The sequence below is a fragment of the Proteiniphilum sp. LBM24028 genome (genome assembly GCF_056629195.1).
In genome coordinates this window covers 2449476-2475079 of sequence record NZ_CM152817.1, presented here as the reverse complement: position 1 = coordinate 2475079, position 25604 = coordinate 2449476, and the positions used below count along the sequence as shown (strand labels likewise).

Annotated in this window: 14 protein-coding genes and 1 pseudogene; 8 read left to right on the top strand and 7 right to left on the bottom strand. The window is 42.5% G+C overall.

What is annotated here, in order from left to right; all coding sequences use genetic code 11:
* Positions 1-14 precede the first annotated feature (14 nt).
* The 4 genes from AC1HCU_RS09905 to AC1HCU_RS09890 form a co-directional block, all read right to left on the bottom strand.
* Positions 15-2030 carry a RagB/SusD family nutrient uptake outer membrane protein gene (locus AC1HCU_RS09905; RefSeq protein WP_480365581.1) on the bottom strand — a complete coding sequence of 672 codons (2016 nt, stop codon included), beginning with the start codon at positions 2028-2030 and terminating at the stop codon, positions 15-17.
* A gap of 23 nt (positions 2031-2053) precedes the next feature.
* Complete coding sequence (locus AC1HCU_RS09900) at positions 2054-5542, bottom strand: SusC/RagA family TonB-linked outer membrane protein (RefSeq protein WP_480365579.1); 3489 nt, start codon at positions 5540-5542, stop codon at positions 2054-2056.
* 198 nt (positions 5543-5740) lie between these two features.
* A complete protein-coding gene (locus tag AC1HCU_RS09895; RefSeq protein ID WP_480365577.1) occupies positions 5741-6844 on the bottom strand; it encodes a FecR family protein in 1104 nt (367 codons plus the stop codon).
* Positions 6845-7213: 369 nt separating this feature from the next.
* Positions 7214-7768, bottom strand: coding sequence for an RNA polymerase sigma factor (locus tag AC1HCU_RS09890; protein WP_480365575.1), 555 nt, complete (start codon positions 7766-7768; stop codon positions 7214-7216).
* Positions 7769-7963: 195 nt separating this feature from the next.
* On the opposite strand from AC1HCU_RS09890, the gene AC1HCU_RS09885 reads away from it, so the two are divergent.
* The gene (locus AC1HCU_RS09885) at positions 7964-10879 is read left to right on the top strand and encodes a PD-(D/E)XK nuclease family protein (RefSeq protein ID WP_480365573.1); all 2916 of its coding nucleotides are present in this window, start codon (positions 7964-7966) and stop codon (positions 10877-10879) included.
* 20 nt (positions 10880-10899) lie between these two features.
* On the opposite strand, the gene AC1HCU_RS09880 is transcribed toward AC1HCU_RS09885, so the two are convergent.
* The 3 genes and pseudogenes from AC1HCU_RS09880 to AC1HCU_RS09870 all read right to left on the bottom strand — a co-directional run.
* Positions 10900-11577: a hypothetical protein gene (locus AC1HCU_RS09880; protein WP_480365570.1), complete on the bottom strand. Its 678-nt coding sequence runs from the start codon at positions 11575-11577 to the stop codon at positions 10900-10902.
* 2 nt (positions 11578-11579) lie between these two features.
* Positions 11580-14126 (bottom strand): YfhO family protein, encoded by a 2547-nt coding sequence (locus AC1HCU_RS09875; protein WP_480365567.1) that lies wholly within the window; start codon positions 14124-14126, stop codon positions 11580-11582.
* 129 nt (positions 14127-14255) lie between these two features.
* A pseudogene (locus tag AC1HCU_RS09870) lies at positions 14256-14363 on the bottom strand (DUF1080 domain-containing protein); the annotation flags it as partial.
* A 650-nt stretch (positions 14364-15013) separates the two neighbouring features.
* Between AC1HCU_RS09870 and AC1HCU_RS09865 the strand changes: the two are divergent.
* From AC1HCU_RS09865 to AC1HCU_RS09835, 7 genes are all read left to right on the top strand, one after another.
* A complete protein-coding gene (locus tag AC1HCU_RS09865) occupies positions 15014-15754 on the top strand; it encodes a FadR/GntR family transcriptional regulator (RefSeq protein WP_480365564.1) in 741 nt (246 codons plus the stop codon).
* Between the two features lie 105 nt (positions 15755-15859).
* The gene (locus AC1HCU_RS09860; RefSeq protein WP_480365562.1) at positions 15860-16771 is read left to right on the top strand and encodes a dihydrodipicolinate synthase family protein; all 912 of its coding nucleotides are present in this window, start codon (positions 15860-15862) and stop codon (positions 16769-16771) included.
* A 79-nt stretch (positions 16772-16850) separates the two neighbouring features.
* The gene (locus AC1HCU_RS09855) at positions 16851-20111 is read left to right on the top strand and encodes a SusC/RagA family TonB-linked outer membrane protein (RefSeq protein WP_480365560.1); all 3261 of its coding nucleotides are present in this window, start codon (positions 16851-16853) and stop codon (positions 20109-20111) included.
* A gap of 122 nt (positions 20112-20233) precedes the next feature.
* The gene (locus AC1HCU_RS09850; RefSeq protein WP_480365558.1) at positions 20234-21691 is read left to right on the top strand and encodes a RagB/SusD family nutrient uptake outer membrane protein; all 1458 of its coding nucleotides are present in this window, start codon (positions 20234-20236) and stop codon (positions 21689-21691) included.
* A complete protein-coding gene (locus AC1HCU_RS09845; RefSeq protein WP_480365556.1) occupies positions 21678-22841 on the top strand; it encodes a sialidase family protein in 1164 nt (387 codons plus the stop codon). The genes AC1HCU_RS09850 and AC1HCU_RS09845 overlap by 14 nt, the downstream gene beginning before the upstream one ends.
* On the top strand, positions 22838-23989 hold the full coding sequence (locus tag AC1HCU_RS09840; protein WP_480365554.1) for a sialidase family protein: 1152 nt from the start codon (positions 22838-22840) through the stop codon (positions 23987-23989). Before AC1HCU_RS09845 ends, AC1HCU_RS09840 begins: the two co-directional genes overlap by 4 nt.
* Before the next feature lie 4 nt (positions 23990-23993).
* A complete protein-coding gene (locus AC1HCU_RS09835; RefSeq protein WP_480365552.1) occupies positions 23994-25562 on the top strand; it encodes a PKD domain-containing protein in 1569 nt (522 codons plus the stop codon).
* Positions 25563-25604 lie beyond the last annotated feature (42 nt).

Below are 25604 nucleotides of genomic sequence, written 5' to 3'. Positions count from 1 at the left end.
TATTCTCTTGTGATTTACCAGCCCGGATTTTGTACCAGATTGGGATTTTGTAGCAGTGAATTGGTCCTGATAGGCATCAGGTAATCTTTCATCGAGAATCGGGGAACCAATAGAACTCTAATATTGTAAAAGTCTTTCTTGTTTTCCCCATCCTTGTTCCAGCCCAATATTGGCTTGTTGAACATCTCCTCAGCCAACATCCACCTTCTTACATCATAATAAAAATGTCCCTCAAATGCCAATTCGTTCATTCGCTCCTGGCGGATAATGTCTCTTAAGCCATTGATATCGTTGGGTTTTGTCTTGTATCTGTCAAGCGCATACTTATTCCAGCTCTCCACAACGCCCTCCATGCCGGATCTTGCCCTGATCTGGTCGAGGTAAAAGAAAGCATTGTTGCCCTTTGAATCGGTCTTCGTAGGACCACCCACCTCATTGAGGCATTCAGACAGCAGCAAATAGATATCAGCCAGTCGAATGATCGGGAAAGAGTAGTCTTCTCTTATCAGCGTGATTCGGGTTTCAGTATAGGTTGTTTTCAGGTGGCTCAGCTTTTTTGCCAGATAACCAGCATAAGGATATCCACCATAAGTTTCCGAATGCTTGTAACCACTTCCAGAATGTCTGAACATGTTGGGATAAGATGCTTCTGACAGGCTTTTTTCTCTCCCTTCCCAAATGCCACCATCAAAACCCACTGACGCGTAAAATCGTAAAGAACGGTTGAAATGAAGGATGGCTGTTTCTTGACCTTTTTTGATAAAGTACTTGCTATGTTCTTTATCAGGAAGCTGTGTGTTATACCTGTTCTGATACCAGCCATTGTGTTCCCAATCGGCATCTTCTTCAATGGGAATCCCTTTTGACGAATAAAATTGTTCAACCATATTCAAGGTTGGCGAATGCCTTTGACCCAGATCATTTCCTGCAGTTCCTCCAAAGTTGAACCATTCGTCGTTGCTCAACATGGTGCTCCATCTCTGTAACAAAGTGGTACTCTCATTGACAGCCCAGATTACTTCCGGATTCCACGATTCTGTAACTGCCTGACGCAGGCTTACCATCGCCTTGGTAGTATCGTTGATATTGGTTATGTTAATTCCCCTGATCGCATTGTTCCCGCCATCAGTAGTAATCAAAATAACCGCACCTTCTTCTTCTGCAGCCCGACAGGCCACATCACAGGCTTCCAATGCCCTTTCCCATCTTTTTCCACTATCCCCGGCAGGAAAGAGCTCTGTCCCTCTTTTGTCCTTGTAACCGGTGTAATAGTTGTTGTTGTTGAATAGCGGACTGGCAGCCAACACCAATGTCTTGGCTTTGATTGACAAGGCGATGGTTTTCGTGAATCTCCCAAATTCACTGACGACATCCAGCTCGTTCATGGTCGGTAGATCTTCAATCGCTTCATCCAGTGTGTTTACGATATAATCTACTACTTCGTCAACCGGAGCCCGGTAGACATTCACTTTGTCTCCTTTCTCCGAAATGGGAACAGCCTTGTCTACAATCGGAATCGGGCCGTAAAGCTGAAACAGGTAAAAATGCAGATACGCTTTAATGGCCTTGGCTTCAGCAATCCATCTGGTTCTGAGCATCTCATCCACATCACGGGGACCACCATTTTCAATCAGTATTTCCTCTAAAAAGATATTGCAATGCCTGATCCCTTCCCATAGATTTCTTGGAGCACCGTTCAGTCCATCCCAGAAATTCATGTAGGGATTGACCGTATTGTTTCCCTTGAGAAAGGCCATCATAGGCGCAGGAGGTCCAGATGATAAACCACCACCGGTATTTCTTTCCGAATAGATAATATCTCCTCCACCGGACAGGCCAAGCGTATTCATGGGAGAAACAAAATTGGGAAGGCTATTATAGCAGGTAAACAGGTATTTCTCTGCATTGTATTTATCTTTAAAAGCATCTTTCAGTTCTGCTTTATCGTCCGGTAAAATATCCAGGAACTTGTTACACCCCGATAAAGTGAAAAGAAAAATGGTTATGATGTAGCAAAATATTTTTTTCATTGTTGTTATTATTAATAAGCAGGTTAGAAATTAAGTTGAAGACCCACATTGAAAACACGCTGCAGAGGATACGCCAGTCCGTTTCCACTCATTTCCGGATCCCATAATTTGAAATTTGAGAATGTCATCAAATTTGTTCCACTTGCATATACCCTCGCTTTTATACCCTTAAATTCAGGGATGGTGTATCCAAACTCTAATGATTTTAACCGCAGGTAACCGATCGACCGCAACCAGTAATTACTTCTCACAAAGTTGTTGTTGTTTCCCTTTGAGGCTGAACCAACATCCGGCGATAAACGTGGCCACTTGGCGTAGATATCCCTGTCGGTCTCCGTCCAGACACTTTCGGCAATAAAGTTTAACATTGCTCTGTTCCCTTTCTTGCCACCAGAGGTGACTTCAACAAAAGGAGCCATTTTTTCCGCATCCAGGAAAAATGAGTATCGCGAAGAACCTTGAAAAAAAAGCGAAATATCGAAATTCCTGTAACCATATGACCCCCCAAGTCCATATTGGATTTCAGGATTGGCCGAGTATCCCATGGGAACCATGTCAAATGAGTTAATCACCCCGTCACCATTGATGTCGCGATACTTGATATCTCCCGCCTGATAATCGCCTATTCCGCTGTTAACCTGTTGTAAGGGAGAGTTGTTTACCTCTTCATCATCGATAAACAGACGTTCAGCCACATAACCACGCTGTTGCCCCACCTTTTGTCCCACAACCGAAAGCCATGGGGCAATTTCAGCGTAATCCAGTTCGTCATACTTGGTAATCCTTGCTGTCCCATAGGTGAAGTTACCCCTGATAATGTACCACATTGAGTTACTGAATGATTTATTATAGTCCAGAGTCAAATCAACACCTTTTCCTACTGCTTCGCCGTAGTTTGTGCGGATGCCTGCAGCCAGTCCCATTGTTGAAGGGATGTCAGGTCTGAGCTGAACAATGTTGGTGCGTTTTTCGTGGTACAGCTCACCTATCAGTGTCAAGTCATCATCCAGCAATCCCAGCTCGATAGCCAGGTTGGTTTTGTATGATACCTCCCATGTGATATTGGGATTTGCATATCTCAGAATATTGATTGTAGGACGACTGAATGTCTCATAGGGATTGTTGCCGAACCTGCCTGCCGAGGGCCCGTTCAGGTCAATGTTTGAGGTAAAAAAGAATCTGTCCCTGTCTGAAACAATGACGTCGTTACCCACCAATCCATAGGTTGCCCGGATTTTCATGCTGGGAACAACCTTCTTGATAGCCGACCAGAATGGTTCGTTTGATACCTGCCACCCCGCACCAATGGAAGGGAAAAATCCCCAACGATGTGCCGGGTCAAAGCGCTCGGAACCGTTTAGTCCAAAGTTAAATTCTGCAAAATAGGTCTGATCAAATCCATACGTAAAACGTCCGGCAAACGAAATATTTCTTGAGGGTAATGATGAATCAAGATTGCTGGGACTTCCATCCATGCTCTCCTTGAGAGAACCCACCAACAGTCCCCCCACGTCGTGTTTGCTTGCAAAGTTCCGGTTATACAACACCGCGCCCTCTCCGTAATAACTGGATCTTACAAACTTGTCACCTGCACTGTAATCGATAAAATCGGAACCACCTTCCGGATTCAAGACAGCCAGTTCATACGGGAAAGTAGTATTTCCCGGGTCATGTGTACCCTTGATATACTGGTAGAAGAATGGTCTGTAACTGCGTTGGATGTTGAAACCTGAATAACGTGTCACGCTTCCTATGAAGCGGGCTCTTAAGCCTTCCGTGAGCATGTTCAGATTCTGATGCAACTCCAGTTGTGCCAGGAGAGTGTTGTTTCGTACATCCTCATATCCTTTCATGATGTCGGCATAAGGATTGATGTATTGGTCGGAACCCATTCCGTAATCGTCGTCAGAATAATTACCAAACAGCATACGATCTACATATTGTGTCTCCCTGTCCGGAGCATATACGTGAGGAAATAAAACGGGGTTGGCAATCAATGTTTTCCCGTAGGTGTTGGCGCCACCACTTCCAAACTCACCGATTGGGCCGGTGTAATCTTCAAAATTTGCGTTGACCCTGACCTTGGCTTCCAGGGACTTCGATAGGTTGAGATTGACGTTCGAGCGGACAACGTATGACTTCAAATTGATGTTGGAATTGAATGGATTCACCTTATCGACCTGCAGGATACCATTGTCCTGGGAAAAAGAACCTGCAATATAATAGGTGGCCGCTTCTCCACCACCGGTAAGATTGATGTTTGCTCTCTGGTTTACAGAATGATCCCTGGTCAGAATATCCTTCCAGTCGACTGCCGGATAGACATATGGGTTCCTGTTCGGATTTTTTGTCTGATCTATTTTACTCTGGGGATAGGTCAGTTCCCCGTGACGTGTCATGCTTGCGATATTGGAATATTCCATGAATGTGACAGGGTCGGCAATGTCGACTTTCGTTGTTGGCGTGGAGACGGAAGTCTCCACACGGATCTGTACATCTACTGCTCCTTTCTTTCCCTCTTTGGTTGTAACCAGCACAACGCCGTTCGCACCCCTTGCCCCATAGAGAGCTGTGGCGGAGGCGTCTTTCAAAATGGAGAAACTGGCAATATCGTCAGGATTTAGCCTGGAGAGATCTCTTGAGGTCATCTCAATATTATCAATCAAAATCAGTGGCGATGTCAGACCACTACCAAAAGAGGTAACACTTCGCACAAAAAACTGGGCATCTTCATCACCAGGTGCTCCCGTTGTTTGATAGGCGATCAGGCCGGCCATTTTTCCCGATAGAGCGGTCGTTAAATTACTGGATGGTACTTTTAAATCTTTGGTGTTGACCGTTGTGATTGAAGAGACAACGCTCTCTTTGCTCTGTTTGCCGAACGCTACAATCACGGCTTCTTCCAACATCTCAGTGTGCTCAGAAAGTCTTACGTTGATAATCTTCGCTTTACCAACTTCAACTTTCTGTGTTAAATAACCGATAAATGAAAAGATAAGAGTGTCTCCCTCATTGACCATCAAATCGTAAATACCGTCAATGTCGGTTGTCGTTCCAAGAGTTGTACCCGCAATCACGACATTGACTCCCGGAATTGGCTCATCGTTATATGCATCAGTTACCTTGCCTGTAATATTAATACGGTTTGATTGTTGAGAATTCTGCATGGAAAGTATGTTTTCATCCTTCCTTGAATCAATGTCAGTATTGTTCTGATAAATGACAACCTGATCTTCCAGCAGCCTATAGGACAGGTCCGTGTCAGACAATATAATATCCAGAATCTCTTCAATATTTTTAGAATTTGCTAATAAAGTAACTTTCTTGTTGATAATCTTTTTAGCATTTCCTGCAAAAATAAACCGAAAATTACTCTTCTTTTCCAACTCTACACAAATTTCTTTTATTGAAGATGATTTAAGATGTAGCGTGAATGATGTTTCCTGTGAATAGCTATCTGCAGCTTGCGAGAAAAAGACACTTAAAAATAACAGGAGTAAGGTTATTTTCATGATGTGTTTAAATTTATTAATTGTTTCTTTCTCCCCGATAGAGTATTTATTCATACCTTTGTTATGATTTTAATTATTAATGAACATAGTAATTGGGAATCAATTGGCCGAACGATATTCGCACTATCGTTCGGCATTTTACTTCAAGTATTTATTCCTTTTGAGGTTCCTTATTCTTTCTTTTCATACATATAATTTTTAAATGGTTCCCTTTTTATAAATATATATCAGTTTGTCTTTTCTTTTATATTCTGTTGCAGATATTAATGAAAGCGCAGTCATCACATTGTCCAGATTGTCCGAAAGGATTATTTTTCCGGTGCAGGTTAAGCCCTGTAAAGAAACACCATCATCCAAATTGAATGAAAGGTTATAGTATCTTTCTATTTGTTTAAGTGCTTCACTTACAGGTGAGTCCGAGAAAGTAAGATACCCTTCCTTCCAGCTTATAAAAGATTGGACATCCACTTCCCGCTTATTGAAACTGCCAGAAATTTCGGAATAAATAGCCTGCTCTTTCGGAGACATGAATAATTCCTGTTTTTCAGCAGCTTTCAAACTTACTATTCCTTCCACTAGCACTACGTTAGATGGTGATCCGGAATAAGTGGATATATTGAATTTTGTTCCATACACTTTTACATCATAACCTGGCGTATGAACGATAAAAGATTGATTTTTAACGGGTGCGACTTCGATATACATTTCCCCCGAGAGGATCACTTCCCGTTTCATTTCGGAGAATGTCGAGGGAAATTCAAGGGACGAACCGGAATTTAACCAAACGTGTGTCCCATCAGACAACAGAATTTCAGACCGTTTCCCATAAGGAACAATCAACTTGTTTGTGGCATGCTGTCCTATTGAGATCTCCGTGTCTTCAGCGTGTTCACTTTTAATTTGAATCGTTTGATTACCCTTCATCTCCATATCGACATTTCCTTGGAAAGTGGTGGTTCTATCACCTGTTACAAATAAGATATCTTCTGATTCTAGTTCATTCCCGACAATGTAATTACCCGAGTTGGTCAAAACTCTTTCGGATTGATTCGCCACTTTCTGGATGTAGAGAACCGAGATAACTAATAGGCTTACACACGCTGCGGCTGTATATGAAAAAAGGCGGATTCTACGTTTTCTTTTGTATGCAAGAAGTGACTGTTTAAGCCGTTTGATGGCTTCCTGTCTCATAGCGTTTGGTATGGCGTGTGACGAAATATTTACTGACTGGAAATGTTGTTCAGCCAATAGGATATTCTTTCGATCCTCCGGATGATTTTTGATATAATCATTCCAGTACATATCAAGTTCATCGGTTGGAAATAATTTCCACTCAATGAATGTTTCCTCTTTCAGGAACCGGACAAAATCGTTATTGTCAATTTCATTCCGCATAGGTGAATATGAATCAACTCTTTTGATTAATAAAGAAAGTGCAAAGGAATAATTAAAATATTACAGAATCGTTAAGAATTAATTAAGATTTCATTACATTTACCCTTGCCTTATTAGAAGACGAGGATGTATGATAAATATCATCAATATTCATCATAAAAGAAAATTGCATTAAATTAAAATTATTTTACGGAAGGGCTTTTTCGTGCCTAATATCACATGAATTGATAGTGTAAAGTGCTTATAATTAAATGTAATCATGATAGGGCAAGATCCTTATTTTATAATGAAGATAAATAAGGAGATTGTTAACATGGCTTCTTTAAGTTTTACGAACGATCTGTTTACGAGATTTCGGGAAGCGGCGATAGAAATATTCATGATGTCAGAGATTTCGTCGTAGCTGCATTCCTGAATATAACGCAGATAGATAATTTCACGTTGGCGATGAGTTAAGCGGTTGAGAACAGTTTCAACCTTTCGTCGAATTTCATCGGAATCCTCTTTCAGAATTAATTCATCCTCGACCGTCACGTGCAGATTAAAGGATAGGATCTCTTCGTTCTTTTCATTTGCTGTAAAGAGGCTGGGTATTTCTCTGTTGGATCGCTTAAGGTCCACGAGCCGGTTACGTAACGCCCGGAAAAGGTAAGATTTCAGGTTTTCTATTTCATCCAATGAGGAGTGACGGATGCAAAGCTTATAGAACACATCATGGATAGCATCCATCGAAGTTTGGTCATCGAAGCCCATATGGAGGGCGTATGCATAGAGACCATCCATATTTTCGATGTATGTGGAGGCGATATGTGAGAATTCAACGGTAGACATCTTCAATTATTCGCCAAATTTCTCAAAAATTGCGAATAAAAACAAATGAAAGTGATTTATTTTGAATAATGTTTCAATAAGTACTGTCGAAACTCATCTAAGGAATTTGTTTTTTTACACCATTTATAAAGTAATTAAAAGTTATATTTGCAGCCGTAGCTTATTTAAGCGACACTATTCTATTTCTATCAAACAATGGTGCCATTCCTCTATAAAGTAGCAAAACGGTTTCATACACAGTACGGTGACGAGCTTTACCGGTACACGTTTGTGCTTCCCAACAGGCGTGCAGGGATTTTTCTGCAGAAGTACCTGGCGGAGATTGCCGGTAAACCTGTTTTTTCCCCTGCCATGCTCACCATCCAGGAGCTTTTTGTGTCGCTCTCCTCCTATCAACCTGCCGACCGGGTAGAGATGCTGGTGATGCTGTACCGTCATTTCGGGAAGATCAGCGGATCGAAAGAGTCGTTCGACGATTTCCTCTACTGGGGTGATATGCTGCTTAACGATTTCGATGAGGTGGATAAGTATCTGGCAGATGCAAAGCAGCTCTTCCGCAATGTCCATGACTTCAGGTCGCTGGATGATGACATGACGCATCTTTCTACGGATCAGGTGGAAGCCATTCGCCGCTTTTGGACGAACTTTATGCCGACTGAGGGTAGTGAGGCCAAACAAAGGTTTCATGAAACCTGGAAGATTTTGTATGCGCTATATGTTTCCTTCCGGAGTGAATTGATGGAGAAGAGCCGAGCCTATGAAGGGATGATATACCGGGAAGTGGCTGAAAGAACGAAGACCGGAAATGAAAAGGAGTGGCCTGCCGGACACTTTATATTTGTGGGACTGAATGCACTTACTCCAGCGGAAAAGATGTTAATGGATCATCTGAAAAATCAGCATAAGGCTGATTTTTACTGGGACTATGATTCTCCACTGGTGCGCGATCCACAAAACCGGGCATCGTTTTGCGTACAGGAAAATCTTACCCGATATCCGTCGTTATTCACACTGCCGGAGTCGGATGAGAAAACGGACAAAACGACGATTGAAGTTATCGGCGTCCCTTCCGGCGTAGGACAGGCAAAGCACGTGACCCACATTCTTTCCCGGCTCATCGGGTCGAAGGCGATTCCCGATCCCGGCGAAGCCATCAACTCTGCCATAGTGCTGCCCGACGAAAGTTTGCTGTTACCCGTTCTTTATTCCATCCCGCCGGAAATAGGAAAGATCAACGTGACCATGGGGTACGGATTATCTCTCTCTTCTATAGCCAGCCTGGTGGAGCATGTGGCACTTTTGCAACATAATTTGCGTAGCTGGAACGGCGAAACCGCCTTTTATCACCGTTACGTGAAAGCGTTGCTCAATCACCCCCTGGTGAACGGAGCTGCAAGTGCAGAAGTGGAATCCCTCAAAGAACATATACTCACCCATAATCGCATTGTGGTACCGCTGTCGGAGATTCCCCGCCACCCCCTGCTGTCACTGATCTTCACTCCGGTAACCGGCTGGGAGGAAGCCGGCGATTACCTGCACCGCATTTTTATCTATATCTATCAGTTTCTTACCTCCGAAAAGAATACGGAAAACACCATCGGAGAAAAGAATATGTCCGGGAAACATGATGAAACCAAGCCGGGAGATAACATCCATTCGGCCGATATTGAGCAGGAGTTTATAGTTCAGTATTATAAGACGGTTACCCAATTACAGGACCGACTAAAAGGGGCAGGGAACATGACGGTGGAAACATGGTTCAGTCTCCTGAAAAAACTGAGCCGCAGTATCAGTGTATCTTTCAGCGGTGAACCGCTGATGGGCCTGCAGGTTATGGGTGTACTGGAAACACGTACAATCGATTTCGAGAACCTGATCATCCTATCCATGAATGAAGGGGTGTTCCCACTGGGAAATTCTTCCAGCTCGTTTATTCCCTATACGCTGAGAAAAGGATTCGGATTGCCCACCCATGAGTATCGGGACGGCACCTATGCCTATCATTTTTACAGGATGATCAGCCGCGCCAAAAAGGTGTATATGTTGTACGATACCCGCACCGAGGAGATGCAGACCGGGGAAGTAAGCCGTTATTTTTATCAGTTGAAATACCTGTACAACCCTCTGTTCGAAATATCAGAGCGAGTGGTGGCTTATGATGTGACCGCTCCCGAAAATTTACCGGTCACGGTGACAAAAACACCGGAAGTAATGTGCAAGCTGGACGACTTTCGTGCCGGAAACGAAAAATTTCTCTCTGCTTCGCTGATCAACAATTACATTGATTGTCCGCTGAAATTCTATTTCACGGCGGTGGAAGGACTTTCCGAGGAGAATGAGGTGCAGGAGTCGGTGGAAGCCGATGTGTTCGGATCCATTTTTCACAGGTTGATGGAAATCATCTATAACCGTTACAAAGATAAGGTTGTAACACCCGATGCGCTGGAAAGTATTGCAAGGGACGAGACTTATCTGACAGATATGTTAGAAAAGGCATTTGCGCGTTATTATTTTATGGATGAGGACAATCCACGTCCCCTGCAAGGGCAGCATTACCTCATCGGGGAAATTTTACGAAGCTATGTGAAGCAAACTCTGAAGGTGGACAAACAGTTTACTCCCTTCCGGTACATTGGCTCGGAGTACAGGTTCCGCACAATATACCGTGCCGATGAACGACTGAACGTAAATTTTAAAGGAAGCATCGACCGCATTGACAGGGTAGGGGAATTGGTGCGGATTGTGGATTACAAAACAGGTGCCGGTCCCACTTCCTTTCGGGAAATAGCCGACCTGTTCGATTCGTCAAAAAATAACCGTCCCTATCAGATTCTGCAGGTCTTTGTGTATGGATTATTCTATCTTCTAGAAAATCCCGGTGTGCGCATTACGCCGGCAGTTTATTATTTGCGCTCGGTTTTCAAAGATTTTAATCCATCTATCTTTTTCGGTAAGCATCCCATCGATGATATTTCGGTCTATATGGAAGAGTTCAGCGAAATGTTCCGTAGTTTATTGAAAGAGATTTTTGATCCTGCAGTTCCATTTATCCAAACACCTAACTCGAAAAACTGTGAATGGTGTGCCTTTAAAAGTCTCTGCAACAGGTGAATACTGTAAGGGTCTGACAATTAAATTACTCTTCCCGGCATGGAGGACCCTATCACAAAACGGAGCGTGAACCAGTGCGTGGAGCCACCAAACCCTGCCACGTCACCTTCATAATCGGGCTTTTGAAACTGATAGCGTAAACCCACTTTCAGGATTCTGTTTATCCCGGCCGGATCATAATCTTTGTCCGGGAAATTGTAGTCCACCCCAAATCCGGCATTCCATACCAGAGAGTTTATTTTTAGTGCGGAAAGAACCGGATCGGAATTGGCCGTCTTCAAGTTTGGCTCAATAAAACCGTACCCGATGCCTGTAAAAGGATAAAAACTGATATTGTCCGCTTCGAGGATGTTTATTCCGATGTTGCCGCCGATAAAGGCGTGCAGGGCATTGGAACCTTTCGGCCAGGTAGACTCGTCGTTGACCATCTCGACGGGGATATTCCGGAGAAGTGTGTTGGAAGAGAATCCACCGTTAATCATGAAAAACATTTTGTTGTAATAGATATTGAGCTCTGTATCGACTGCAAACCCTGTCTTAAAATTATTACCCAGGCTACCTGCAGGAATCATGGTACCCATTCCCGCACCCCATGAAAACGCCCATGGAGAGGGCTCAACGTGAACATTTTGCTGAGCAGAGACTGATCCTGATAAAAGGGATATTGCCAGGATAAGCGTCACAATTTTTGAATGCATAGTTATTTTTGGTTTTTATTTGTTCTTAACGCTTTTAAAATGATGGTAAGCGCGGTGAGCAGCATGATAAGCAATGCTGCGTATGCTATTCCATCGGTCACTTTGATGCTCTGTGGATCGAACCTGAATTCAATCGTATGTTTTCCTGCAGGTACAGGAAGGGCACGCAGTGTATAATTTGCGCGGATCATCTCAGCTGGTTGGCCGTCGATGCTGATCTGCCATCCTTTGGGATAATAGACTTCGGAGAAAATAGCCAGTTCTGCTTTTTTTGCATCTATGGCGTAAGTGACAAAATCGGAGTCATAGTCGGTCAAGGTAATTGTCGACGCTGAATCTGCAGGAGATGGCTTAAACCCTGTTTGAAATTTTTCAAAAACCGGGGCATATTTCTTGTCGGCCACAGCCTCTCTCCACAGATCAATGGTTCCCAGCGCATCAATCTCTTCATCCGCACTCCCCACAAATGTCAGGTTATCTACAAACCAGGCATTGCCCATGGCATACGGATTTTTAACAGGGATGGTACTTCCATCCTGTGCAGGCATGATTATCCATCTGGTGTTTAGCATGTTAATCACTTTGAACCTGCCGGCATCCACCGAGTCCAGTCTGCCCTGTGTGTCGATGATATTCTGTTGCAACGCCATCATTTCACCGGCAATATGCCGGTCTATCAGATCCTGGTAGCGACGCAGTTTTGCGGCATGATACCCACCGATGACCTTGTGCCAATAAGGTGTGATGCCATCATTGAAGGTGCTGGTGGCCATGTTCAGTACCCGGTAGTACTTGGTGGTATCCTGCAGGATTACTTCATCGGATGGCGACTTTGTGAATAGTTGCTGTGGATTGTTCTCCGGTACAAAGTCGGCATCGTTCAGATACCGTTTGTTTACATCCCACATATCTGCAAGGCTCAATAACAAAATGCCGGCAATCATCCATTCTGCCTTTATCTTTTTCTTCACAAAGAACCATACCAGCGCAGTGCCAATGGCAATGATGAAGAAACTACGCCATGCATCGGCCGTAAATAGTGACACCCGCATTTCTGTCAGGTTGCCCATGACTGCCTGAATATGTTCTGGCGGCAGGGATTGTAACGCTGTCATCTCAGAAGAAGAAATAAACGAAGAAAAGAACAGTTTGGGAGCGATGGCGAATAGCAGCGCAATGCCGGCTGTGACTCCAAGACTTATATAGAGTGGTTTCCTGTTGTTTTGGAACTGATCCGGTTTGCTGACAATCTCTTTCAGGGTCAGTACTGCAAGCAGGGGGATACAGAATTCCGCCACTACAAGGATGGAGGATACAGCCCTGAATTTGTTGTACATGGGCACGTAGTCGATAAAAAAATCGGTCAGTGGCATGAAATTTTTTCCCCACGAAAGCAGGATCGAAAAAATGGTACCCGCAAGTAATGCCCATTTTATCGGACCTTTTACAATGAAAAGCCCGAGAATAAACAGGGTCAAAACAAATGCTCCCACATATACAGGCCCTGAGGTGCCCGGTTGCTCTCCCCAATACTGGCCAATCTGCTGGTAGAGCTGGTTGTACTCGGGTCGCGCTTTGCGCATCGCCCGCTCATTTTCGGAGATCGGAACGGAAGCACCCCCCTTTGTGTTGGGCACCAGCAACGTCCATGTTTCCCCTATGCCGTAACTCCAGGCAGTGATATAGTCGCGTTCCAGACCGTCGCCGGTTTTATTTTCTGCTTCATGATGCGTCAACTCCGACTTGCCGCGCATGGTCTCTTTCGAATATTCATAGGTGTGGTAGAGGTTGCTGGCATTTGCGGCCACCCCGATGAGTCCGGCCACAAGCACCACCGCCGATGATTTTAAAAAATCAGGAAGCTGCCTGTTCCGGATTGCTTCCGCCAAGAAAGCGATCACGATAAAAAACATGACAAACAGGAAGTAATAGGTCATTTGAAGGTGGTTGGCCGAAATCTGGAATGCCACGAAGATCATGAAGAGCAATCCTCCCGCCAGAAATTTTTTCCGGTAGATATAGATCAATCCCGCTATCGTAGGCGGGATATAGGCCAGGGTAATGAATTTCCAGATGTGCCCTGCTGCGATCAGGATGAAAAAGTAGGACGAAAATGCCCATATAACTGCTCCCAGCGCACTCAGAAGCGGGGAGGCCTTCATTGAGCGCATCAGGATATAGAAGCCCAGTAGCATGATGAATACCAGATAGACATAGTTTGGCAAAAACAGGGAATAGACTTTTTTCGCCAGATCCTGCGGCTTGGAGGAGTCGTAGGTCGGGCTCATCTGGTAAGAGGGCATACCGCTGAACATGGAGATATTCCAGCGGCTGCGTTCACCGTGATGACGCTCCATATATCCACGCTGTTCCTGTCCTTGCCCGATGGCTGCCAGCGAATCGTGCTGCGCGATAGCCCGTCCTTCCATCACTGCCGGGGCAAAGTAGATGAAAGAGATAAGAATAAATCCCAGGATCACTGTCAGATCTGGAAGGAGCTTTTTAAATGTGCCGGAATTGTCCATTGTCTGTCCTTTGTGTTTTAACATTAAAGTCACAAATTTACATTTAATTCTCCTAAATACCCACGAAAGTTCAAATTGAGTTTGCATCCGGCCTATACGGCCTTTTGTACATTTTTGAATCCCATTCTGCCAATGAATTCGATCAGAACTGCATCATAATTCCCTGATCCATATATTACGGAAACTGATCGGAACACTCGGGTCACCATGGTCCTGCAGCCGGATAGGGCCTGCACCATGTTCCTTTACTTTCAGATGACCTGCCGGGAGCTACAACCTGATATTGAGGTTGCCGGTACTCTGTCATGGCAGGTTTCATCGGAGCCTGCCCCGGCTATTTTGTCTCATGGGCTGTCAATGAATGTGAAAGGAATAGTGTTGACGGAATAGATAAAATAAAGATTTCATATGACTAAAATATTTATTTTCAATGGTGTCATATGGAACTCGCTTTAGTCATGATCTTGTGTGATAATGATTTTGACAAAGTCGATTACTTCGTGATTCATGCTCGTTTCATATGGTTTCAATTAAAATGACAAATAATGCTACTCTTTTATGTAAAGAACATATGAATGTAAATAGAATTTGTGATTTATGCGAATCAGTATTTGAAAAATTGGATAAATGAATGCGATGGCAATTTTGCCCATCGTGTGTATAAGTAATCCTTTTGTGATTTATAAAATCATGGAATTATGCAGTCCGAGTTTTGAATTCAAATAATCAATAAGGCAAATATTAGTTAAAAATATGTAAATATAACGTTAAAACCGAATATATTTATTGAAATTATAATTTAAGTTGCTTTATTTGTCAGACAAATCAGATTAATAATACCTGTCGTGCATTTTATCTGAAAACATCTCTCATTTTTAAATGAAGACAACATATTTGAAAATAATCATACAATGGAAAGACTTAGGATACAAAACAATTCAACCACGCTGGTGGATCAGGTCGAAGACAAGCTTTTGAACTATTTCAAGGAGAAGGATCTGCGAAAGGGAGATGCCATTCCCAATGAAATGGAATTAACTGCCTCGCTGGGCGTATCGAGGAGTGTGGTCCGTGAGGCGTTAAGCAGGTTGAAGATGATGGGAATAGTTGAGACACGCACACGACGGGGCATGCTGCTTTCAGAACCTTCTATATTTGGCGGAATGAAACGTGCGGTAGATCCGAGAATTTTAAGTGAGGACACCCTCTTTGATATACTCGGATTTAGAATTGTTCTGGAAATAGGCATATGCAGCGAGATATTCCGGAAAATTACACCTGACGACATTGCAAGTCTTGAAGAGATTGTGAATGTGGGGATCATGTATGAAAATAATGAATATGCTCCTTTTAGTGAGTTTGCCTTTCATACGACACTTTATAAAATAACCGGCAATAAAACCATTTCTGAGTTTCAGAATATCATTCACCCGGTGATGACATTCGTGAAAGACAAGTTTCAGGAGTTTCTGGCTCCCATTAATATCCGGTTGAAAGAAGAAGAGCGCATTGTAACCCATATGGATCTGCTGCGGTATTTGAAAGAAGGAGACGAAGACGGGTATAGAAGAGCCCTCGAAGAGCATTTTGAAGTTTACAGAATTTTTATCAGTCAAAGGAATCAATATCACGTTGCTCTGCAAAACGGCTGATTTGACTGGTATAATAAAGCGTTTTATTAAAAGCATTTACAAGACTTTTCCCGTCTTTGTAATTATTTGCCGGACACAGAAAATATACTAACCAATTAAATATTTATGAACAATTACAAAAAACTAAAAGGGTTGATCGCCGCAGTTTTCACCCCTCTGGATACACATGGTGATATTAATTATTCCGTGATTAGAAAATACGCGCAACATATCAAGGATTCGGGAATATCGGGTGTATTTGTTTGCGGGACTACCGGGGAGTTTACTTCCCTCACCACAGCCGAAAGAAAACTGATCTTGGAGGAATGGATAAAACGGGGTGAAGGTGACTTTCAAATTATTGCCCATGTGGGCAGCGATAACCAGCGCGAGGCAATGGAGCTTGCACGTCATGCTGCTGTGCTAGGTGCTGATGGAATCGGGTGTATAGCCCCTTCTTTTTTCAAGCCGGAAAAAGTGAAGGATCTGATAGATTTCTTTGTTCCTATTGCTGCTTCTGCTCCACAATTGCCATTCTATTACTACAATATGCCATCCATGACCGGGGTGAACCTTTCGGTTTCACAATTCCTTCACGAAGGAAAAAAAACGATTCCTAATCTGGCTGGCGTAAAATTCACGCACAACAACCTGATGGAAATGGGCGACTGTATTCAGCTTGATCAGGGGATGTTTGAGGTGTTGCACGGTTTTGATGAGACACTGATTTGCGGATTGGCCCTCGGTGCAGTGGCCGGTGTGGGAAGTACCTATAACTATATCCCAGATATCTACTCAAATATCATGAAAGCCATGGAAATCAGTGATGTGGAAACGGCGCGTGCCTTTCAGATGCAGTCGGTTGAAATGGTGAAAATCATTATTCAATATGGAGGAGGAGTGAGAGGCGGAAAAGCCATTATGAATCTGATGGGAATCGAATGTGGGTCATGTCGCCCGCCATTTGCCACATTCGAAAGGGAAGAGTATGATGCTCTTCAGGAGAGTCTACGGAGCGTTGGTTTATTGGTAAAATAAAGAAGGGAGTGTGTCCTGTAAACAATACTCCCTTCAGTCAGAATTTAAAAACACAATTATTTTTAAAATCAATACAAAGATGAGAAAAATTTATCGATTTTTGGCCTTACTAGTTGGTTTATTTGCTTCTATTACCTTTCTCCGGGCACAGGAGATAACAGTGTCCGGGACCGTGAATGACAACGAAGGTGAAACTTTGCCGGGCGTTTCCGTGGTTGTGAAAGGTACTACTCAGGGAACGGTGACCGATATAGACGGAAACTTCCGATTAACTGTCCCGAAAGGTGGGACCCTGCAGTTTTCGTACGTAGGATTTCAAACACAAGAGATCATCATTACAGAATCAAGACAAATACGCGTGGTGATGCAACTTTCCACCGTGGAACTGGAAGAGTTTGTAGCAATAGCCTATGGGACGCAATCCCGCGCATTGGTAACACAGTCTATATCGAGCGTTGGGGAGGAGGAATTTCTAAAAACACCCGGACAAAATCCTTTATTGCAATTACAAGGGAAAGTGGCGGGTTTGTCATTACAGATGCAAAACGGGCAACCTGGGGCAAACCCGCAAGTATTTATCCGAGGAGGAAGCTCCACATCTCCCGAAAGTGATACACCTCTTTTTATCATTGATGGAATAGTTTCTCAGGGATTCAGAAATATTTCAGATATGAATCCTTCCGACATTGAGTCCGTAGAAGTTTTAAAAGATGCAGCCTCAACAGCAATTTACGGTTCCAGAGCGGCAAATGGTATTATACTTATTACGACCAAGTCGGGTAAGGGAGGAAAAACGAAAGTGAATTTCAAATATACCTTCGGTATAGAAATGCAGCCGGAGAGAATTCCTCTTCTGAACGCAAAAGATTATATCTTTTTAACTCGGAGTAATACCGCCAAGTTTAACAAAGCCGATCTGACTTACAATGGCAAAGAAGACCAGGCTAAGTTTCTGAATGGTTCTTACGGCATGTCTACCGGAAATCCCAGAAATTCCAAAAATACGCTTGAATTTCTGGATGTCTATTTGGCCAATTACGGACAGCAATACGTAAGCAATTTATTGGAGAGAGAGGGTTGGCAAACAATGCAGGATCCTGTAACCGGCAGACAACTCATTTTTCAGGACAACGATTTCCAGGATGCCACCTTTACTACCGGCAACAAGCATGAATATGATTTGGATGTAAGTGGAGGAAATGATTTTGCCAGCTATTATGTGGGACTCAGATATATGGATCAGGATGGTATTCTCAGAGGTACAAACTATAAAAATTACAGTATCCTGTATAACGGGGATTATAAATTAAGCGATACATGGAGAATGTCTACTAAGGCGAACTTTCAGGTAAGAGATTCTAAAGGCGGGGGGAATACGAACAATACGATATCCAGAAGTATTTTGACACCGCCCACCTATCGACAGTATTATGAAGATGGAACTCCCGCACCGGGTGAAGGTATCTCGTCGTTCCGAAACAGGCTTCATGAACTTTATTATAAAGGGAAGTACGATGATGTGACCGTCTACCGTACCACATTTCAAGTTGGTGCCACATGGGATATATTGCCCGGGTTGATATTTAGCCCATCAGCATATTATTTTGGAACAGAGGGGCTAGAGAATTATTTCCAGGCCCACAACGAGACCACGGGTAACACGATACGTCCAGCATCGGCCGATCATAACTACGACAGACATCTTCAGGGTGATGCACTGCTCTCTTATGATACGAAATTTGGTGAGAACCATAATGTGTCTGCTGTTGCAGGAACAAGCTATACAAACGATTATAGCTACAGACTATCGGCAAGCGGCAGTGGAGCCATGATTGACCAGATCCCCACTTTAAACGCCACAGCCGACAGTACACAACGTGCAAGTTCCACGAAAACATATGAAGCAACTCTTAGCTATTTTGGACGTGTAAACTACGATTATAAGGGAAAATATATGGCATCGGCAAGTTTAAGAACTGATGCCTCGTCACGTTTTGCGGAAGAAAACATGTGGGGTATTTTTCCCGGGTTATCCGCAGGATGGAACATGCACAGAGAAGAGTTTTTTGAACCTTTGATGAATATTATGAGCCGATGGAAGTGGCGTGCAAGTTGGGGACGTACCGGTAACAATAATTTAAGTGTCGCCGATTCCCGTGGTGCCTATACTATTACTGGCAGTAATTACATGGGAAGCGTGGGTATCCTGAATACGAGATTGAAAAATTCCCAGCTTCAATGGGAGACAACCGATTCTTATGATATTGGGATTGACATTGGTTTTTTTAAGAACCGACTGAATTTTATGTTTGACTACTATAATAAATTGACTCATGACCGTTTATACGACGAGCCGCTATGGTATTCTACAGGTTTTAGTTCAATCAAAAGTAATTATGGCTCAATCCGGAATACCGGTTTTGAAATAGAACTGGATGCAACACCCATTGATATACAAGGTTTCATCTGGAATCTGGCCATGACCTTTTCGTACAATAAAGGGGTTGTTGAACAACTTCCTGATAACGGAGAAGAGAAAAACAGGGTAGGCGGTAATTTTATATACGATCCTGTCACCGGCAAGGAGATGAAAGTTGGAGGAATAGCCGAAGGTGAACGCTTTGGAGGAAGGTGGGCATTCAACTATTTGGGTACCTATCAAACAGAAGAAGACGCGTCAAAAGCTCCGGTGGATCCGAATGCTCAAAGCCGCCGAAAACATGCGGGAGATGCCATTTTTGAAGATGTGAACGGCGATGGGAGACTTGATGTGAAAGATATGGTATTTATGGGATATATCCGTCCTGACAAAACAGGAGGCATTATTAATACATTTAGTTATAAAGGATTGACAGCAAGGGTCGTAATGGACTGGGCTGTAGGTCATGTGATTGACAATGGATTTAAGGGACAAATTATGGGTAGCTCCAGAAATAACAACAACGCCATTAAAGAATCGATGACCAATACCTGGCAAAGTGCAAATGATGGTACCAGATATCCCAAGTATACCGTACAAAGTGATTATGATTATCAATACAGAAACAGTATGAGATGGGATAATCAAATAGGGAATAGTGCCCAGGGAGCGACCAATAACAGTTTGTACTACAGCAAAGGTGATTATTTGGCATTCCGGGAGATATCACTGAGTTACCAACTCCCGAGATCGTGGGTGAAAAGTGTTAAATTAAGCGGCATAGAAATTTTTGTAGGAGCATATAATCTGGGATATATCACCAAATACGAAGGTATGTTCCCCGAAATTTATACAGGTTTGGACTATGGTATTTATCCCAGGCCAAGACAGTTTAATACAGGGGCCAGGATTAGTTTCTAAATTATTATTCCAAATATCTCAATAAAAAAATTATATGAAACGAGCATGATAATCATTATCATACAAGATCATGACTAATGCGAGTTCCATATGACACCATTGAAAATAAATATTTTAGTCATATGAAAAAGACAATAACATACATACTGATTGCAGTTTCATTATTATCCTTTAATTCCTGTAATTTATTGGATGTAGACAACGTTTCCTCTATTTCAGGAGATGGCTACTGGCAGTCTAAAGGAGATGCGGAAAGTTATCTGATAGGTATCTATACAAGTTTGAGAGATGTTTCGAACGCAACACTTCATTTTGAAGACAGGGGTGAAGCATTTGAAGTAGGACTAATAGGTGGGCCATCCAATCTTTTTACCCAGAATCTGACTTCACAAAATGGATATGGCTGGAATAGTTACTATACGGTTATTCAACATTGTAATATGTTGATTAAGAATATTGAACCGATCAGTTTTGGCATGGAGGCTGATAAAAATGTCATTCTTGCAGAAACTTATTTCATTCGTTCATACATGTATTTCTGTATTCTCAGAATCTGGGGGGACGCCCCCTTAGAACTGGACCCGACGGAAAATGCCTCCAAACCCAAACTCGGAAGATCTCCTGCTACTGAAGTACTTCAGCAGGCAATGGCCGACGTAGATAAATCTATTGAGTTGTTCCCACAGGATGGTTTTTCCAAGGGTAAAGGAAGGGTGTCAAAACAAGCTTCGCATGCATTGAAAGCCGATCTGTTGCTGTGGAGAGCAAAAGTTCTGAATGGCACAAATCAAGACTATCAGGAAGTAATAACAAATGCCGATTTGGCAAGCAAAAATCTTTCGTTGGAAGAGGATTTCGCCAATATTTACGGAACCAAAAAAGGAAAAGAGGTGATTTTTGCGATTCATTTTGAACTTTTTGAAAAATCAGATCACTATAGCAGCAAATTAAAACCTCGGGACGTGTTTGTAGAGAAAGCCATTAACAAAGATGATATAGCATATGCAAAAAGTGGTGCCGGAACCAATTATGCACCCAGTGAAAGGTTGATGGCTCTATTTGAAGAAAACCCTGCAGACGATAGAAAAAATAAGTCATATATTAAGGCGATCGATGCGGATGGCAATCTCATCGGGGTTTTTGATAATAAAATGAGAGGTACTAAAACAGAAGGAGACAGAAGTTATGATTCGGATATCATTATTTACCGGCTTGCAGAAATGTACCTATTCAAAGCGGAGGCTTATGCTGCGATGGATAAACTGCCGGAAGCAATCGCCGAATTAAACAAAGTGAGAAACAGGGCTAAAATCGGAAATTATGCCGGTCCCACAGATAAAATATCAGTTGAAAAGGAGATACTCAGTGAAAGGGGGCGGGAATTGTATCTGGAAAGAAAAAGATGGCCCGATCTTCTTCGATTTCATTTCGGTGGAACAATAGATGTATATGAGTTTGTTCCCAATCTGAAAAGTAGAGCGGACGATGGAATTCGCGTGCCATTGTATCTTGCTATTCCATTGAGAGATATAGATATTAATCCTAATCTGGAACAAACCGAGGGGTATGAAAACTTATAATAAACAATCATTTTTGCTTTTCTTCTTTATCTTGCAGTTGCTTGTATTATCCTGTGGCAGCAATACAGATTTACCTCCTGATCCTGCTCCGGACCCTGATCCGTCTCCGGAGCAACCTTTAGAATTTAATTATGTTTTTGAACAAGGAACACTCGGTTACGAAGCATATCGGATTCCTGCGATCGTGAAAACCAATGGAAATATATTATTGGCATTTGCTGAAGCCCGCAAAATGAGAAGCAATGGCGACTCGGGCGATATCGATTTGGTTGTCAAACGTTCATCCGATAACGGAAAAACCTGGAGTAACCAGATAATAATCTGGGATGATGATTTGAATACCTGTGGAAATCCGGTTCCCATTGTAGATGACAAAGGAAGAGTCCATCTCCTGATGACTTGGAACTACAAGGATGATAAATGGGGTGCACTTGTAAACGGTACGGGAACCGACACCAGAAGACCTTATTATTCCTATTCCGATGACGAAGGAAAAACATGGAGCAAACCGGTTGAAATCACGAAAAGCATAAAAAAACCAATCTGGGATTGGTATGGAACGGGTCCCGTTCATGGTATTCAAATAAAAAAAGGCGTATTCAAAAACCGTCTGGTTTCTCCAAACTATTTTACAATAAGAGAAAATGGGAAGGTTGTAGATTATTCACATATTGCTTACTCCGATGATTACGGGATTACGTGGAAGGCAGGTAATCCTACACCAGTGGGTGAAGTGGGTGAGTGTTCTGTGGCTGAACTGGAAGATGGAACCCTGATACTCAACATGAGAACCGATGAAGGATATTACCGGAAATACAGTTTGAGCGTAGACGGAGGTATTACATGGTCAATTCCCAAAGTCGACGTAAAACAACTGGATGCAAAATGTCAGGGGAGCATCTTGACTATTGGGAGTAATCTCTTTTTATCCAATGCTGCGGCAGCAACAAGAACGAATATGACCATTAAAAAGAGTACCGACAATGGCAGTAATTGGAGTGGAAAGTATATTGTTTATCCTGAAAATTCGGGATATTCAGATCTTGTGGAGATTTCTGAAAATCAGATCGGGATATTCTACGAAGGAGGGAAAAAACGATATACGGATGGAATGGATTTTAAAGTGGTCAATATAAGTTCAATAAAATGAAACACTCTAAATACTCTTTTATTTTAACGGTCATACTGTTACTTTTTACGGTTTGTTCAAACGATACTCCCGGAGATGTGAATCCGAATCCAAATCCGGATCCGTCGAATGACATGATCAAGGCTCCGGAAATATACAAAGCATCGACAGAGGGCTATAGTTGTTTCCGTATTCCTGCCATTGTTCAAACTAAGAATAGAACGTTGCTCGCCTTTGCTGAAGGCAGAAAAAGAAATTGCCGTGATGAAGGTGATATAGATCTGGTGCTGCGACGGTCAACTGATAATGGAGAAACATGGAGTGACTTGGTTATGGTTTGGGATGATGCCGATAATACGTGTGGAAATCCAAGCCCGATCGTGGATATGGAAACCGGGAGAATTCATTTATTAATGACGTGGAACCTGGGAGAAGATAATATTGGAGCGATCAATGCAGGAACAAGTAAAGATACTCGACGGGTATTTTACAGCTGGTCTGATGATGACGGACTCACCTGGGTGAAACCCAAAGAGATCACCTCTTCCGTAAAGAATCCTGCATGGGGTTGGTACGCCACCGGTCCCTGTCACGGAATCATTTTGACCAAAGAACCATATAAAGGAAGGATCGTGGTTCCTTGCGACTATATTGAGGTAGGAGCTGGCAGAAAACAATATTCTCATGTTATTTATTCTGATGATAAAGGGAAAACATGGAAAATTGGCGGTACCTCCGTGGGAGGAAACGAGTCCACCGTGGCTGAATTGTCAGATGGCCGACTAATGCTGAATATGAGAAATTCGAGCCCTTACAGAACTTTTGCTTTCAGCAGTGACGGTGGTGAGACATGGACAGCCAGCAGGCAGGATTACGCTTTACCCGATCCTACATGTCAGGCAAGCATACTCAATACACTCATAAATGATAAACATTTCCTTTTCTTTTCCAATGCCGCAAGTGCAAGTCGAATTAATATGACAATCAAAAAAAGCAGCGACAACGGCGCAACGTGGCCCTACTCATATATAGTAAACAGTGGTCCCTCTGCCTATTCTGATATTGTAATGGTTTCAGAAAATGAGATCGGCATTTTATATGAAAAGGGGAATAATAATCCGTACGAAAAAATAAGTTTTGAGAAAATTAATGTACAAAAAATCAAATAGAAACATGAAAACAATAAAATCAATACTCTTTATATGTTTTGTCCTTATCGGGTTCATGACTGCGTGTACCGATGAAGTAGATCAGCCGCTCATCCCCGAATTTAGTTCGGATGTAAAAGAAATTGTGGTTGGAGAAAATATTGTCTTTAAAGATGAGTCCTTGGGTGAACCTTCAAAATGGAATTGGTATTTTGAAGGAGGAACTCCCGCTTCGTCAATTCTTTTCAGCCCTACGGTAAAATATGAAGTGCCGGGTACATACTCGGTCCGACTGGTAGTTGTCAGGGGAAATGACTCTGTAGTAGTAAACAAAGAAGATTACGTGGTGGTAGATTTTCCTTCAGAAATTATCACGGATTTCACAGTAGATAAAACAATAGGTACAAATGAAGATCAATTCAGTTTTACAGACATATCAGAAGGGTATCCAACTGAGTGGTTTTGGGAATTTATAACTCAGGAAGGAGTCGTTGTAACAAGTACGGAACAAAACCCTTCATTACATTTTGAACCTGGAATATATAGTGTAAAACTCACTGTAAAGAATCCCAATATATCTTCAAGCAAGACCGTCTCCGATTATCTGACGATCATTGATAAATACTCCGTAGCCGCAGACTTTGGTGCGGTGTCGAGAAATACATATGCCGGCGGCACTATCCAGTTTCAGGATAAAACTTCTGGAAACGCAGCCGAGTGGGAGTGGACTTTCGAAGGAGGAACACCCTCTTCTTCCACTGAGCAAAATCCGTTAATCACTTATTCTTCCCCTGGAAAGTATAAGGTGACTTTGAAGTCTTCTAATGCAGTAAACACTTCAACTATAGAAAAAGAACAATTTACTGTCGTTATACCGAGTGAAAATCTGGTTATGTATCTTCCGTTTGATGGAAGTAGTCATGATGCCGGCCCTCATCAGTTAAATCCTGAAATTCTGAATAAAGGGATTGCCGAAATTAAGTTCGATGCTAATTCACGATTTACAGGTAAAAACGCAGAAGGATACTCGGCAGCACAATTTATGAGTGTTGATGCTAATAATTATGCAGTTTTGTCAATTCCCGAAACCGATTATTTGGATTTTCAAACTGCAGATTTTACGGTTGCCTTTTGGGTGAAATTACCTCAGATATCCAAAAATGCAGCAATCTTCCATCATGGTTCCGGACCGGGAGCCCGTCCTGATAATGAAAACAGACAATCGTGGTTTAGATTTCAACCTAGTGGTCAGTTTGCCAGATTCTGTGTGGAACAAAAGGGTAAAGCCGGAAACTGGGTTGAATACACAGAGAAGAGAATGGATGACAATTTGTGGCATCACTATGTATGTATATACAAGGAAGAAGGTGGTAAAAAGAATGGCTATATGTATATTGATGGAGTCTTGGAAGCAAGTAGTCTTGGTAAAGACATAAAGACAATCGACAAAACGCCCTATGTGATTGGTGCCAATTACAGATTTACAAACGGACTGTTTGCTCCTGAAAATTTCCTGAGCGGATACATCGATGACTACATTCTCTATAAGAGAGCCTTGAGTGAGGAGGAAGCAATAAAACTTTACACTTATTAAATTGAAAAATAAAATATCTTTCTATAGAATGTAAAGGAATGA

Excerpts from the sequence above, each read along its gene's own strand:
- AC1HCU_RS09845 (WP_480365556.1), top strand. The coding sequence starts at position 21,678 with ATGAAAACTTATAATAAACAATCATTTTTGCTTTTCTTCTTTATCTTG.
- AC1HCU_RS09900 (WP_480365579.1), bottom strand. The coding sequence starts at position 5,542 with ATGAAAATAACCTTACTCCTGTTATTTTTAAGTGTCTTTTTCTCGCAA.
- AC1HCU_RS09850 (WP_480365558.1), top strand. The coding sequence starts at position 20,234 with ATGAAAAAGACAATAACATACATACTGATTGCAGTTTCATTATTATCC.
- AC1HCU_RS09880 (WP_480365570.1), bottom strand. The coding sequence starts at position 11,577 with ATGCATTCAAAAATTGTGACGCTTATCCTGGCAATATCCCTTTTATCA.
- AC1HCU_RS09875 (WP_480365567.1), bottom strand. The coding sequence starts at position 14,126 with ATGTTAAAACACAAAGGACAGACAATGGACAATTCCGGCACATTTAAA.
- AC1HCU_RS09835 (WP_480365552.1), top strand. The coding sequence starts at position 23,994 with ATGAAAACAATAAAATCAATACTCTTTATATGTTTTGTCCTTATCGGG.
- AC1HCU_RS09905 (WP_480365581.1), bottom strand. The coding sequence starts at position 2,030 with ATGAAAAAAATATTTTGCTACATCATAACCATTTTTCTTTTCACTTTA.
- AC1HCU_RS09855 (WP_480365560.1), top strand. The coding sequence starts at position 16,851 with ATGAGAAAAATTTATCGATTTTTGGCCTTACTAGTTGGTTTATTTGCT.
- AC1HCU_RS09865 (WP_480365564.1), top strand. The coding sequence starts at position 15,014 with ATGGAAAGACTTAGGATACAAAACAATTCAACCACGCTGGTGGATCAG.
- AC1HCU_RS09840 (WP_480365554.1), top strand. The coding sequence starts at position 22,838 with ATGAAACACTCTAAATACTCTTTTATTTTAACGGTCATACTGTTACTT.
- AC1HCU_RS09890 (WP_480365575.1), bottom strand. The coding sequence starts at position 7,768 with ATGTCTACCGTTGAATTCTCACATATCGCCTCCACATACATCGAAAAT.
- AC1HCU_RS09885 (WP_480365573.1), top strand. The coding sequence starts at position 7,964 with ATGGTGCCATTCCTCTATAAAGTAGCAAAACGGTTTCATACACAGTAC.
- AC1HCU_RS09895 (WP_480365577.1), bottom strand. The coding sequence starts at position 6,844 with ATGTACTGGAATGATTATATCAAAAATCATCCGGAGGATCGAAAGAAT.
- AC1HCU_RS09860 (WP_480365562.1), top strand. The coding sequence starts at position 15,860 with ATGAACAATTACAAAAAACTAAAAGGGTTGATCGCCGCAGTTTTCACC.